The 12,852-nt window shown below is 68.4% G+C and carries 11 protein-coding genes; 9 read left to right on the top strand and 2 right to left on the bottom strand.

The window, feature by feature from the left end:
• Window positions 1-105 precede the first annotated feature (105 nt).
• Entirely contained in the window at window positions 106-1,143 is a 1,038-nt protein-coding gene (locus U0177_RS04270) for a LacI family DNA-binding transcriptional regulator (protein WP_409569352.1), read from the bottom strand.
• A 161-nt stretch (window positions 1,144-1,304) separates the two neighbouring features.
• On the opposite strand from U0177_RS04270, the gene U0177_RS04275 reads away from it, so the two are divergent.
• The 6 genes from U0177_RS04275 to U0177_RS04300 all read left to right on the top strand — a co-directional run bounded on the left by U0177_RS04275 (window position 1,305) and on the right by U0177_RS04300 (window position 7,206).
• Complete coding sequence (locus U0177_RS04275) at window positions 1,305-2,396, top strand: sugar ABC transporter substrate-binding protein (RefSeq protein ID WP_409569353.1); 1,092 nt, start codon at window positions 1,305-1,307, stop codon at window positions 2,394-2,396.
• Between the two features lie 67 nt (window positions 2,397-2,463).
• Entirely contained in the window at window positions 2,464-3,450 is a 987-nt protein-coding gene (locus U0177_RS04280; protein ID WP_409569354.1) for an ABC transporter permease, read from the top strand.
• A 17-nt stretch (window positions 3,451-3,467) separates the two neighbouring features.
• Window positions 3,468-4,994 (top strand): sugar ABC transporter ATP-binding protein, encoded by a 1,527-nt coding sequence (locus U0177_RS04285; protein WP_409569355.1) that lies wholly within the window; start codon window positions 3,468-3,470, stop codon window positions 4,992-4,994.
• Between the two features lie 271 nt (window positions 4,995-5,265).
• Window positions 5,266-5,949, top strand: coding sequence for a TIGR03560 family F420-dependent LLM class oxidoreductase (locus U0177_RS04290; protein WP_409569356.1), 684 nt, complete (start codon window positions 5,266-5,268; stop codon window positions 5,947-5,949).
• Window positions 5,946-6,185, top strand: a complete 240-nt coding sequence (locus tag U0177_RS04295; protein ID WP_409569357.1) for a hypothetical protein — start codon at window positions 5,946-5,948, stop codon at window positions 6,183-6,185. Before U0177_RS04290 ends, U0177_RS04295 begins: the two co-directional genes overlap by 4 nt.
• Before the next feature lie 49 nt (window positions 6,186-6,234).
• A complete protein-coding gene (locus tag U0177_RS04300; RefSeq protein WP_409569358.1) occupies window positions 6,235-7,206 on the top strand; it encodes an isoaspartyl peptidase/L-asparaginase family protein in 972 nt (323 codons plus the stop codon).
• Between the two features lie 36 nt (window positions 7,207-7,242).
• On the opposite strand, the gene U0177_RS04305 is transcribed toward U0177_RS04300, so the two are convergent.
• A complete protein-coding gene (locus U0177_RS04305) occupies window positions 7,243-9,102 on the bottom strand; it encodes an ATP-binding protein (protein ID WP_409569359.1) in 1,860 nt (619 codons plus the stop codon).
• A 247-nt stretch (window positions 9,103-9,349) separates the two neighbouring features.
• Here U0177_RS04305 and U0177_RS04310 point away from each other — a divergent pair, with 247 nt between their 5' ends.
• The 3 genes from U0177_RS04310 to U0177_RS04320 all read left to right on the top strand — a co-directional run bounded on the left by U0177_RS04310 (window position 9,350) and on the right by U0177_RS04320 (window position 12,847).
• Window positions 9,350-10,312 (top strand): A/G-specific adenine glycosylase, encoded by a 963-nt coding sequence (locus tag U0177_RS04310; protein ID WP_409569360.1) that lies wholly within the window; start codon window positions 9,350-9,352, stop codon window positions 10,310-10,312.
• 316 nt (window positions 10,313-10,628) lie between these two features.
• The gene (locus U0177_RS04315; protein WP_409569361.1) at window positions 10,629-11,663 is read left to right on the top strand and encodes a histone deacetylase; all 1,035 of its coding nucleotides are present in this window, start codon (window positions 10,629-10,631) and stop codon (window positions 11,661-11,663) included.
• Window positions 11,663-12,847 (top strand): class I SAM-dependent methyltransferase, encoded by a 1,185-nt coding sequence (locus U0177_RS04320; protein WP_409569362.1) that lies wholly within the window; start codon window positions 11,663-11,665, stop codon window positions 12,845-12,847. The genes U0177_RS04315 and U0177_RS04320 overlap by 1 nt, the downstream gene beginning before the upstream one ends.
• Window positions 12,848-12,852: the final 5 nt, after the last annotated feature.

Below are 12,852 nucleotides of genomic sequence, written 5' to 3' on the forward strand. Positions count from 1 at the left end.
CCCAATTGCGCGAGCCGGGCAAGGCAGCTGCGTACGCCCTACTCTTTTGCGATGCCCTGCCCGGCGAAGCCAGCAGGGCATCGCAATACCTGCGCTAGCGCGTACTTAGCTTGATAAGCGGATCTCGCCCGAGCCGCGCGCGATCAGCCGTGTCGGCACCACGACATGCTGCGGCGGCGCGCGGTCGCCACCTAGGCGAGCAAACAGCAGCTCGGCGGCAGTTCGGCCCAGCTTCGCCGCGTTCTGGGCGATCACCGTGACGCCAGGGTCGAGCAGATCCATCAGCTCGAGGTCGTCGAAGCCCACCAGCGCAACCTTATGCTGAAGCTCGAGCCGCTGCAGCGCACGTATCGCGCCGATCGTAATCAGGTTCTGGGCGGTGAACAGCGCGGTGGGCGGGTTGGCCGAGCCGAGCAGATCGAGTGTGGCGAACTCGGCCGCCACGCTGCCGCGAATATCCTGGTACACCAGGTGCGGGTCGAGCTGGATGCCGGCGCTGGCCAGGCCCTCGATATAGCCCAGGTGGCGCTCGGCGGCCGTCCAGATCGAGTGCAGATCGCCCAGAAACGCGATCCGGCGGTGCCCGTGCGCCACCAGATGCGCCACTGCGGTGCTGCCGCCGACGCGGTTATCGACGGTGACGCTGTCGGCGTCGGGCAGGGCCGCCAGGCGATCGACAAACACAATCGGCCGGCCCAGCCGCTGCATATACACCAGGCCGCTGTGGTCGTGGATCGCCGGCACCACGATTATGCCATCGATGCGGCGCGAAGACAGCGCCAGGACGATCTTCTTCTCGCGCTCGGGGTCGGCGTCGCTGCTGCCCGCGAACACCAGCGTGTCGTGCTCCCAGGCCACATCCTCGATCGCGCGGTGCAGCGCCGAGAACAGCGGGTTCGCGGCATCCTCGAGCAGCAGCCCGATCGTGGCGGTGCGGCCGTCGGCGCGGCGCAAATTGCTGGCGGCGCTGTTGTGGCGGTAGCCTAGCAGCTTCACGGCTGCCTGCACGCGCTCGGCTAGCTCCGACGACACCCCCGGCTCGTCGTTGATCACCCGCGATACCGTTTTGATGCTTACTCCGGCGATTGCAGCCACATCGCGCATGGTCGGCGCGCGTGCCGACATGTCGTCGTCTGTTGTCAACGTTGTCACCAGTGTGTCAATCACTCGATAGCTTAGGCCATTATAGCAGATTGCCACTTGACAGGCAACCATTTTTATGATATTTTGACAACGTTGTCAGGAGTTGACAACGTTGTCACACCGGTACAGCAGCCGGTGGCGTAGCTCAAGGAGGGCAACCAATGGTTCACCGTTTCACGCCACGTCGTAGTGCGCGGCTCGTCAGCCTCATCTGCGTCGTTCTTGTGGTATTATTGCTGGCAGCATGTGGTTCGGCGGCGCCTGCCTCGACTGGCGGCAGCGCGGCGCCAACTGCGGCCGGCGCGGCCCCAGCGGCAAGCGGCGAGATCATTGTCGGTCTGATCACCAAGACAGAGACCAACCCATTCTTCGTGAAGATGAAGGAAGGCGCGCAGGCCAAAGCCGATGAGCTGAAGGTCAAGCTGCTGACAGGCTCTGGTGCCAAAGATGGCGACAACGAAGGCCAGGTGACGGCGCTCGAGAACATGATCAACGCCGGCGCCAAGGGCATCCTGATCACCCCCAGCGACACCAAGGCGATCGTTCCGAGCATCAAGAAGGCGCGCGATAAGGGCGTGCTGGTGATCGCGCTCGATACCGCCACCGAGCCGCAAGACGCCGTCGACGCGCTCTTCGCCACCAACAACTTCAACGCTGGCCTGCTGATCGGCCAGTGGGCCAAGGCCGCCATGGGCGACAAGAAGCCCGTGATCGCGACGCTTGACCTGGCCCCGGGCATCACCGTCGGCGCGCAGCGCCACAATGGCTTCCTGCAGGGCTACGGCCTGGCCAAGGCCGACCCGAACTCGTCGGACCTGGTCAACTCGGCCGAGGTCGTCTGCTCGCAGGATACCCACGGCGACCAGACCGAGGGCCAGACGGCGATGGAGAACTGCTTGAGCAAGAACCCCGACATCAACCTGGTGTACACGATCAACGAGCCGGCCGCGTTCGGCGCCTACCAGGCGATCAAGGCCGCCGGTAAAGAGAAGAACATCACGATCGTGTCGGTCGACGGCGGCTGCCGCGGCGTGCAGGGCGTGGTCGATGGCCAGATTGCGGCCACCTCGCAGCAGTACCCGCTGAAGATGGCCTCGATGGGCGTGCAGGCGGTGGTCGATTTCGCCAAGAACGGCACCAAGGCATCGGGCTACACCGACACCGGCGTGACGCTGATCACCGACAAGGCGCAGACTGGCGTCGACAGCAAGGACTCGAAGTTCGGCACCGCGAACTGCTGGGGCACCAAGTAACATAGGCCGACTGGGCGGCAGCAGGGGCGTGCCTGCTGCCGCTCATCCATCGAAGAGGATCTCACCTATGAGCGCAGTTGTGAGCCAGGCCAACAAACGTCGCTCCGGCTTGTTCGAGCTGTTGCGCGGATCGCCGATAATGGGCCCGTTTGCGGCGCTCGTGCTGGCAAGCATTTTCTTTGCGACCCAAAGCGACAAATTCCTCACCGGGTCAAACCTCTCGCTGATTATTCAACAGGTGATGGTCGTCGGTACACTGGCGATCGGCCAGACGCTGGTGATCCTTACCGGCGGCATCGACCTCTCGAATGGCATGATCATGGCGCTCTCGTCGGTGCTGATGACCGGCTTCGCCGTGCAGTCGGGCATGAACCCGCTGCTGGCCATTCTGGTAGGCCTGCTGGCCGGCGTGGTGTTCGGGCTGCTGAACGGCGCGCTGATCACCTCGATCGGCCTGCCGCCGTTTATCGTCACCCTGGGCACCTTCAATATTGCCTACGCCCTGGTGCGTATCTATACCACCGCCACGATTACCAACCTGCCCTCCGAGCAATTGTTTCTTGGCAATACTTTTAGCATCGCCGGCACCGAGATCACCTACGGCTCGGTGCTGATGGTTATTCTCTACGCGATCACCTGGTATATCCTGCGATCGACTCCGGCCGGCCGCGCGGTGTATGCGGTGGGCGACAACCCCGAGGCCGCCCGGCTGGCCGGCATCAACACCAAGCGCGTGCTCACCGCCGTGTACACCGTGGCCGCGATTAGCTACGGCGTCGCCGGGCTGCTGCTGGTGTCGCGCACCGGCGTGGGCGACCCGCAGGCCGGCCAGACGGGCAACCTCGACAGCATCACCGCCGTCGTGCTGGGCGGCACCAGCTTGCTGGGCGGCCGCGGCCAGATCCTCGGCACGCTGATTGGCGCGCTGATCGTCGGCGTGTTCCGCAACGGCCTCCAGCTCATGGGCGTCGGCTCGATCTACCAGGTGCTGATCACCGGCATCCTGGTGATTGTCGCCGTGTCGATCGACTACCTCTCGCACCGGGGTAAGTAGCCGCACAGGAGGCCGCCATGAGCTCGTCCCCCGGCAAGATTCTGTTCGAGATGAAGGGCATCGGCAAGAGCTTCCCCGGCGTCAAAGCGCTGCAGGGCGTCAACCTCACCGTGCGCGAGGGCCAGGTGCACGCGCTGCTCGGCGAGAACGGCGCCGGCAAATCGACGCTGATCAAGATCCTCTCTGGCGCGTATAGCAAAGACGAGGGCCAGATCTTCTTCGAGGGCAAGCCGGTCGATATCCGCGGCCCGCAGGATGCCCAGGCCCTCGGCATCTCGACGATCTACCAGGAGTTTAACCTGGCCCGCAACCTCACGGTTGCCGAAAATATCTTCCTCGGCCACCTGCCCCGCAAGGGCCTCGCCGTCGACTGGGCGCTGGTGAAGCAGCGCTCGCGCGAGATCCTCGACTCGCTCGGCGTGACGTTTTCGGTCGATACGCTCACCTCGACGCTCTCGGTCGCCGAGCAGCAGCTGGTCGAGATCGCCAAATCGCTGAACCGCAAGACGCGCATCCTGATCATGGACGAGCCATCGGCCGTGCTGGGCGAGAAGGACCTCGAGAAGCTGTTCGACGTGGTGCGCTCGCTCCAGGCGCAGGGCATCGGCGTGATCTATATCTCGCATCGCCTGAAAGAGATCTTCGAGCTGGCCGACGAGGTCACCGTGCTGAAAGATGGCCGCTACATCGACACGCGGAAGGTCGCCGACGTGACCATGGACGACCTGATCAAGCTCATGATCGGCCGCGAGCTGAAGGATGTCTACCCGCAGCGCAGCGCGGCGCCGGGCGAGGTGCTGCTCGAGGTCGACCACGTCTCGCGCACCAAGCTGGTGCACGATGTGTCGTTCAAGCTCCACGCCGGCGAGATCGTCGGCTTCGCCGGGATCACCGGCTCGGGCCGCACCGAGCTGGTGCGCACGATCTTCGGCGCCGACCCGTACACCGGCGAGATGCGCATCCTCGGCCAGCCCTACAAGCCGCGCTCGCCGGCCGACGCGATCCACCACGGCGTAGCGCTGGTGACGGAAGATCGCAAGGCGCAAGGCCTGTTCCTGAAGCTGAACGTCACGATCAACACCACGATCTCGGGCTTGAAACAGCTGTGCCGCTCCGGCGTGATCCAGCTCTCGCGCGAGCTTGCGCTGGTGCAGAAGATGATCAAAGATCTGAGCATTAAAACGCCCGGCCCGAACTTCATCGTCGTGAACATGAGCGGCGGCAACCAGCAGAAGGTCGTACTGGCGCGCTGGCTCAGCATCGGCACGCGCATCTTCATCCTCGACGAGCCGACGCGCGGTATTGATGTCGGCAGCAAATCCGAGATCTACCAGATCATGCACGACTTGACCAAAAAGGGCGTAGGGATCATCATGATCTCGTCGGAGCTGCCCGAGGTGCTGGGCATGAGCGACCGGATCATGGTGATGCGCCAGGGCACGATCGTCAAGGAGCTGTCGCGCGCCGAGGCCAACGAAGAAGCGATCATGAGCTACGCGGTTGGCTCCGAGGCGGGCGGCGCCCTCGGCCACACGAACAATTAACACGAGCGACGCGGTGACCCCTCGCGTGGGAGGCTTGGAGGGCTTACGCCCTCCAAAATCATCTCTTTTGGCGGGTCGCGGCCACTGCGGTGGCCGCGACCCGCCAAAAGAGTGTTCGGGGCGGCTTTGCCGCCCCGAACCCCACCGCCTAGCTCGTGTAATGAATACGAGGTACGCGGTTGATGTGCGTCTAAACATGCTCGGCCCTCGGCGAGACACGTATCTGCGAGGGTAACGATGCCGACCGCGTAAGTGGTATACGTGGTGCGCTATGGAGCTTGCGATTTTCGTCGAGGGCCAGGCCGGCCTTACCTGGCCGCGCTGGCAGAGGCTGGCCGAGGCCGCTGAGCGCCTGGGCTACGCCGGGCTGTACCGATCCGACCACCTAACCCCGCCGCAGCCGCCCGACTTCGCCGCGCTCGACCTGTGGGTGTCGCTGGCGTGGCTGGCCAGCCATACCCGCCGGATCGAGTTCGGCCCGCTGGTGTCGCCGGTCTCGTTTCGCCACCCGAATATCATGGCCCGCCAGGCCGCCGCCGTCGACGATCTCTCGGGCGGGCGGCTGACGCTGGGCCTGGGCGCGGGCTGGCAAGAGCGCGAGCACGCCGTCAACGGTTTCGAGCTGCTCGATCTGCCCGAGCGCTTCGCGCGCTACGAAGAGGCGCTCGAGATCACCACCCGGCTGCTGCGCTGCGACACGCCCAGCAGCTTCCATGGCCGCTTCTTCCAGCTCGATGGTGCCGTGCTGCTGCCGCGCCCGCAGCGCCCCGGCGGCCCGCCGATCTTGATTGGCGGCAATGGCCTCCGCCGCACGCTGCCGCTGGCCGCGCGCTTCGCCGACGAGTGGAACGCGCATAATGTCGCGGTCGAGCGCTTTGGCGAGCTGAGCGCGCACCTCGACGACCTGCTGTGCGCGGCCGGCCGCGCCCGGCCACAGTCCGGCGCTCGTTCATGACCAGCATCATCATCGGGCGCGACGACGCCGACGTACGCCGCCAGGTGGCCGCGGCCGGCCGCGCCCCGGCCGAGCTGCAGGCGAAGGGCTTCCTGATCGGCACGCCCGCCGAGCTCGTCGAGCAGCTCGGGCGCCTGGCCGAGCTGGGCGCGCGCCGCGTGATGTGGCAGCGCTTCGACCTGGACGACACCGATACACTCGAGCTTATGGCCTACACGGTGCTGCCGCAGCTGTGATGTATTCGCCGTACGCCGCGGCGCTGTTGCCGTCGGCAGAGAGGTTGCCATGCCACTAGCACTGATCGTCCACGGCGGAGCCTGGGACATCCCCGACGACGAGGTTGCCGAGCACCAGCAGGGCTGCCGCGCCGCGCTGCGCGCCGGCTGGGCCGTGCTCGAGCGGGGCGGCAGCGCGCTCGACGCCGTCGAGGTGGCCGTGCGCGCGCTCGAAGATGCGCCGATCTTCGACGCCGGCGTTGGCAGCGTGCTCAACCGCGACGGCGATGTCGAGCTTGACGCGGCAGTGATGCAGGGCGATACCCTGCGCTCGGGCGCGGTGGCTGCCGTGCGGCGAGTGCGCAACCCGATCACGCTGGCGCGGCGCGTGCTCGAAAGCCAAGTCATCCTGCTGGTTGCGCAGGGCGCCGAGCGCTTCGCTGAGTCGGCCGGCGTGCCGCTGTGCGACCCGGCCGAGCTGATCGTCGAGCGCGAGCGCCGCCGCTGGGAAGATCTGCGCACCCAGGCCGACTTTCGGACGCAGGACGCGTTTGGCGCGGCCAGGGAGGCCAAGCAGCCAGCCAAGCAGGGCGACGATGCGCCGGCGCCGCGCCCTTCCGGCCCGCCGCTCGAGCACCCCGGCGATACCGTCGGCTGCGTGGCGCTCGACAGCGCCGGCCGGCTGGCGGCCGGCACATCCACCGGCGGCACCGCCAACAAGCTGCCTGGCCGCGTCGGCGACTCGCCGCTGATTGGCGCGGGGCTGTATGCCGACAACGCCACCGGCGGCTGCTCGACCACCGGCTGGGGCGAGTCGATCATGAAGGTGCTGCTGGCGAAAACCGCCACCGACCTGATCGGCGCCGGCTACGACCCGATGGCCGCAGCGCGCGCGGCGATCGACGTGCTCGGCCGGCGCGTGGGCGGCCTGGGCGGCTGCATCCTGCTCGACCCGCGCGGGCGCGTCGGGTTTGCCTTCAACACGCCGCGCATGGCCTATGCCTACCGCGCCGAGGGCGCCGACGAGGTGGTCGGGATCTAGGCAAAGCGCCTGGCTCGCAGCAGCCAGGCCGCTGCGCTACTGCTGTGCGCACGGCAGCAGCACCCGAAACGTCGCGCCCGCGCCCAGACTGCTCTCGACGCCCACCGAGCCGCCGTGCGCCTCGGCCACCAGGCGGCAGAATGTCAGCCCCAGCCCGGTGCTGCTCTGGCGTGCGCTGGGCCGGCTGGCAAAGCTGCCGAAACGCTGAAAGATCCGCTCCATCCGCTCGGGCGGGATGCCCGGGCCGTCGTCGGCCACCTCGATCGCGACACCTACGCCGGCGCCGCCCGCAACGGCAGCGGCGCTCAGCAGAATATGCGTTCCGGGCGGTGTATGCTTGATCGCATTCGACAGCAGGTTCAGCACCACCCGCCGCAGCAGCCGTAGGTCGCCATGGATCAGCACCGCCTCGGCTGGCGCGCGTATCTCGGCCGACTTGCCCTCCTGCTCCAGCCAGCTTCGCAGCGCGCCGACGCAGTCGTGCAGCAGATCGTGCGCGACAAACCAGCTCAGCTCAAGCTCGAGCTGGCCCTCCTCGATACGCGTGACGTCGAGCATATCGCCGATCAGGCCCGACAGATTCTGGCTGCTGCGCAGCGCGCCCTCAAGCAGATCGTGCTGCGCGGGCGAGAGCTGGCTCATGTTCAGAACGTCGAGGAAGCTGATCAGCGCGGTCAGCGGGTTTTTTAGATCGTGCACTACCATCTGCGTCAGCTGGCTCTTGTGCGCCTCGACCTGGCGCAGCGTGCTGTTGAGCCGCTCGAGCTCGTGGCGCTGGCGGCGCTCTTGGGCCACTGCCAGCGCGGCGCGCTCAAACACCTGCACCTGGCTATCCGTCAGGCCGACGCGCTCGCGCAGTGCGCCGCGCAGCGCCGGGTCGGGCCGGTCGCCATGCGCCAGCGCGTCGATCAGCGCATCCATCGCGCCAATGTACTCGGCCTGCAGGCGCGCGCGCGAGCCGGCCAGCAGCAGGCTCTCGAGCACGCTCTCACGGCTCAGGCCGCTGCGGTAGCCCGCCAGCACCGCGTAGCCAACCGCGCCAAATGCCAGAAACTCCTGCGCGTGGTACACCCAGAACAGCAGGCTATACGCCTGCGCATAGTACTGCGTCAGCAGCGCTTCGCCGAACAGCGCCGCGCCGCAGCACAGCGCCAGGCCAAAGCGCGAGGGCGAGCGCCGGTACAGCTGGTAGTGGCGCAGCGCAGCGCTCGCCCACAGCGCCAAGCCGGCGCCGACAAGCCAGCCGCGCAGCTGCGTGAGCGCGCCGGCGATCGGCACCGCCGCGAGAGCAACCGCCGGCAGCACGGCGCCGGGCGCGTGTTGCGCGCTTGAGTGCGTAGCCGGCGCGGTCGCGGCGCCGAAGCTTGGGATCAGCAGCAGCAGCAGCCAGTTATACACCGCGATGAAGCAGAAAAGCGCCAGCACGATCAGGCGCGCCCTGCGCATCAGCAGGGTATTGGCGCCAGCCGCGAGCGGCAGCCCGCTGAGCGCGAAAAACACGCTGCCAAGCACCAGGCCGAATAGCGCCGAGAACGCAGTGGCCAGCTCGCGCCCGCCGAGCAGCGCGCCGGGCGTAGCCACCGCGTGCGTAACCAGAATGCCGGCGGTGCTTAGAAAGCCCATGCCCACCAGAAACACCCGGCCATCATGTGCGCGCCGCGCGACGTGCAGTACCAGCAGGGCCAGCGCCACGCCGATCAGCGCGCCGGCGAGCGCGATCAGCAGGTGCCCAGCCGGGTTGTGCAGCATCGGCTGGTTGAGCCCCGGCCTGAGCCAGGCCGCCGCGAGCACAAGTGGCCCAGCAAGCAGCGCAGCCAGCCAGGCCACACCGCGCAGCTGAAGGCGCGTAGCGGGCAGGCGGGCAGTGTCGATCGAGTCGGCCGGTTCGCTAACCATGAGCTTGTGAGACTTATAATGGTAGTACTTAGATTATACTCAGGCGCTCGCGCGGCTGTATTACGACTATGTGACAATTATACCTACACCGTTTGATACGCTGTTCGCTTGATCACTTATAGGCTATGTTGCACTACGTGGCTTCGCCACGTAGTGCAACACAATGAGAAATTTGGGGGCGGCTTCGCCACCCCTGAACCGCCGCACAAAGCAGGTAATCAGCCGGATGAGGAGAACTAGCAGTATAATGTCGCCTATGCATCAGAACTCCACCCCGCCAGCCGATCTGCCGGCGATCTGGCAAGCGCTGCTTGGCTGGTTTGCCGCATCCGGCCGCGACCTGCCCTGGCGCCACACGCGCGACCCCTACCGGATCATGGTGTCGGAGATTATGCTCCAGCAGACGCAGGTCGACCGGGTGATTTCCAAATACCATTCGTTCCTTGCAGCCTTCCCGACGCTCGAGGCGCTGGCGGCCGCGCCAACTGCCGAGGTGATCCGCGCCTGGGCCGGGCTGGGCTACAACCGCCGCGCCGTGAATATGCAGCGCGCCGCGCGCGTGGTGCTGGCCGACCACGGCGGCCAGTTCCCGCGCGACCTGCCGGCGCTGCTGGCGCTGCCGGGGATCGGCCGCTACACCGCCGGGGCGATCGCCTGCTTCGCCTTTGAGCAGGACGTCGGCTTTATCGACACCAACATCCGCCGCGTGCTCCAGCGCCTGTTCGCCGAGCCTACGGCCCTGCCCGAGGCGCAGCTGCTGGCGCTGGCCGAGTCCGCCGTGCCGCCCGGCCAGGGCTGGGCCTGGAACCAGGCGATCATGGAGCTGGGCGCGCTGATCTGCATCCCCGCGCCGGCCTGCTGGCGCTGCCCAGCCCAGCGCTGGTGCCGCGACTACGCCGCGCGGCGCGCTGCCGACGAGCTGGCCTTCGAGGCGGGCGCGCCCACCATGCCCGCCGCGCCCCCGCGCGCTCGCGCGCTCGCCGAGCGCCGCGCCGCGCCCTACGCCGGGTCGAGCCGCTTTTTTCGCGGCAGGGCGATCGACACGCTGCGCGCGCTGCCGGCCGGGCAGTCGCTCGGTATAGCCGCGCTCGGCGCCGCGCTGAAGGACGACTTCGGCGCGGGCGATATGCCCTGGCTGCTGGCGCTTGTCGACGGCCTGGCCCGCGACGGCCTGCTCGAGCGCGATGGCGACGCGGTGCGGCTGCCCTAGCTGCGGCGGGGCCTCGCCCCGTGCTGGTTAAAGCGGCGCCGGTGCAGCCTGCGTTCAATTACACAAGCTACGTAGTGGGGGTTCGGGGGCGGCAAAGCCGCCCCCGAAAAGCTCCTTTTGGCAGGTCGCGGCCACCGCGGTAGCCTGCTCTCTCGCTCGGCTCGATCTTGGAGGGCTTGCGCCCTCCAAACTTCCCACGCGCGAGAACACCGCGTAAGTCGTGCCAGTTAGAACAGAGCGCTGCCCGACGGGCGCGGCCGACCGCAGCCGCGTATGCTATAATGCGAGCCGCATTGGCATACAGAACGGGCGCGTAATGACCACCGCCGTCAGCTTCAACACCCAGCACGAAGGCCACGACGAGCCAAGCCACGTCGAGCGCAAGACGCGCCTCCAGGCGATCGAGGCCGCGCTCGACGCCAGCGGGCTGCGGCCCGACCTGCTGGAGCTGCCGGCCGAGCCAGCCAGCGAGGCGCAGATCCTGGCCGTGCATAGCCGCCGCCTGCTCGACATGGTGCGCTGGACAGCCTCGCAAGACGACGCCTGGTTCGGCATGGACACCTACACCACCCGCGATACCTGGCACGCCGCGCTGATGTCGGCCGGCGCAGCGATCGCGGCGGTGGACGCGGTGGCCGCCGGGCGCGCCAGCAACGCCTTTGCCTTCACACGGCCACCGGGCCACCACGCCACGCCCGGCCAGCCCATGGGCTTCTGCTTCTTCAACAACGTGGCGGTGGCCGCGCGCCACGCCCTGCAGAACCACGGCCTCGGCCGGCTGGCGATCGTCGACTTCGACGTGCACCACGGCAACGGCACCCAGGACTGCTTCTACGACGACGGCACCGTGCTGTTCTGCTCGACGCACGCGTCGCCGCTGTACCCCGGCACCGGCAGCGAGGGCGAGGCCGGCATTGAAGACGGCTACGGCGCCACGCTGAACCTGCCGCTGCCCTACCGCACCGGCGATATGGGCTTCACGCAGCTGTTCGACCAGGTGCTGCTGCCGGCACTGCGCCGCTTCGAGCCGCAGATGCTGCTGGTGTCGGCCGGCTACGACGCGCACTGGGACGACCCGCTCGGCCCGCTGTCGCTGTCGATCGCTGGCTACGCCGCCCTGACCGAGCGGCTGGTGGCGCTGGCCGGCGAGCTGTGCGGCGGCAAGATCGCCCTGGTGCTCGAGGGCGGCTACAGCCTGCCGGCGCTGAGCGGCGGCGCGCTGGCGTCGCTGCGCGCGCTCATGGGCCGCGCGCCCGCCGCCGACCCGCTCGGCCCGGCGCTTACCGCCGAGCCCGACATCAGCGCGCTGATCCGGCGGGCGCTCGACCGCCACCCGATCTTCCGCGGCTGATGCCAGCCCAGGCGCCGCCATACGAGCAGGTGCATACGCGCACCGTCGCGCTGGGCGGCCAGGCGTTTCAGCTGATCACCAAGCCAGGGATGCCCGACTGGGACACTGTTGGTCCCGCCGAGCGGCTGCTGTACGAGGCGGCCCGCCCGCCCGCCGGCGCGCGCGTGGCGCTGCTGGCGAGCGGCAACGCCGCGCTGGCGGCCGCGCTGGCGCTGCGCGACCGGCCGGCGGCGCTGCTGTTTTCCAACCTGAGCGCGATCGGCATCGCCATGGCCAGGCGCACGTTCGCGGCCAATGCGCTGGGCAACGCGCAGGTGCTCGACGGCATAAGCCTGCTGCCCGAGCACGCAGGCAGCTGCGGCCTCGCGCTGCTGCTGGCGCCGCCCGACCGGCGGCTGGCGCGGCGGCGGCTGCTCGAGGCGTTCGGCGCGCTGGCCGAGGGCGGCGCGCTGCTGCTGGCCGGCGCAAACGACCACGGCATTCGCTCGATCATCGACGACGCGGGCGCGCTGTTTGGCGGCGCGGCGGTGCTGGCCTACGGCGGCGGCTGCCGCGTGGCGCAGGCGCTCAAGCGCACACCCGGCGGCGCCCTGCCCGCCTGGGCCGGCGCGCCGGGCATCGCGCCCGGCAGCTGGGCCGAGTTCGAGGCCGAGCTGCGCGGCGTGCGGCTGCGGCTGTACGGCCTGCCGGGCGTGTTCGCGCACGACAGGCTGGACGAAGGCACGCGGCTGCTGATCGAGACGATCGAGCAGCCCACTGGCCTGCGCGTGCTCGACCTGGGCTGCGGCGGCGGCGCGATCGGCGCCGTGGCGGCGCGGCTGGGTGCGGCCCACGCCGAGCTGGCCGACGCGAACATGCTCGCCGTGGCGGCGGCTACGGCCACGCTGGCGCGTAACGGCATCGGCAATGCCAGCGTGCACGCCGCCGACGGCGTGCCGCCCGAGCGCCACGCCGCATACGACCTGGTGCTCAGCAACCCGCCGTTTCACGTCGGCAAGGCGGTAACCTACGACATAGCCCAGGCATTCATCGCGCAGGCGCGCCGGGCGCTGCGGCCCGGCGGGCGGTTCGTGCTGGTGGCGAACCAATTTCTGCGCTACGACCAGCTCTTGCGCGCGAGCTTCGCGCGCGCCGATTGCCTGGCCCAGAGCCGCGGCTACCGCGTCTGGGCCGCGGCCGCATAACAATG

The sequence above is a fragment of the Kouleothrix sp. genome, from assembly GCF_046328425.1.
GTDB lineage: Bacteria > Chloroflexota > Chloroflexia > Chloroflexales > Roseiflexaceae > Kouleothrix.

Bases quoted from the DNA above. Each gene is read 5' to 3' on its own strand.
- U0177_RS04275 (WP_409569353.1), top strand. From the start codon at position 1,305: ATGGTTCACCGTTTCACGCCACGTCGTAGTGCGCGGCTCGTCAGCCTC.
- U0177_RS04280 (WP_409569354.1), top strand. From the start codon at position 2,464: ATGAGCGCAGTTGTGAGCCAGGCCAACAAACGTCGCTCCGGCTTGTTC.
- U0177_RS04285 (WP_409569355.1), top strand. From the start codon at position 3,468: ATGAGCTCGTCCCCCGGCAAGATTCTGTTCGAGATGAAGGGCATCGGC.
- U0177_RS04290 (WP_409569356.1), top strand. From the start codon at position 5,266: ATGGAGCTTGCGATTTTCGTCGAGGGCCAGGCCGGCCTTACCTGGCCG.
- U0177_RS04295 (WP_409569357.1), top strand. From the start codon at position 5,946: ATGACCAGCATCATCATCGGGCGCGACGACGCCGACGTACGCCGCCAG.
- U0177_RS04300 (WP_409569358.1), top strand. From the start codon at position 6,235: ATGCCACTAGCACTGATCGTCCACGGCGGAGCCTGGGACATCCCCGAC.
- U0177_RS04305 (WP_409569359.1), bottom strand. From the start codon at position 9,102: ATGGTTAGCGAACCGGCCGACTCGATCGACACTGCCCGCCTGCCCGCT.
- U0177_RS04310 (WP_409569360.1), top strand. From the start codon at position 9,350: ATGTCGCCTATGCATCAGAACTCCACCCCGCCAGCCGATCTGCCGGCG.
- U0177_RS04315 (WP_409569361.1), top strand. From the start codon at position 10,629: ATGACCACCGCCGTCAGCTTCAACACCCAGCACGAAGGCCACGACGAG.
- U0177_RS04320 (WP_409569362.1), top strand. From the start codon at position 11,663: ATGCCAGCCCAGGCGCCGCCATACGAGCAGGTGCATACGCGCACCGTC.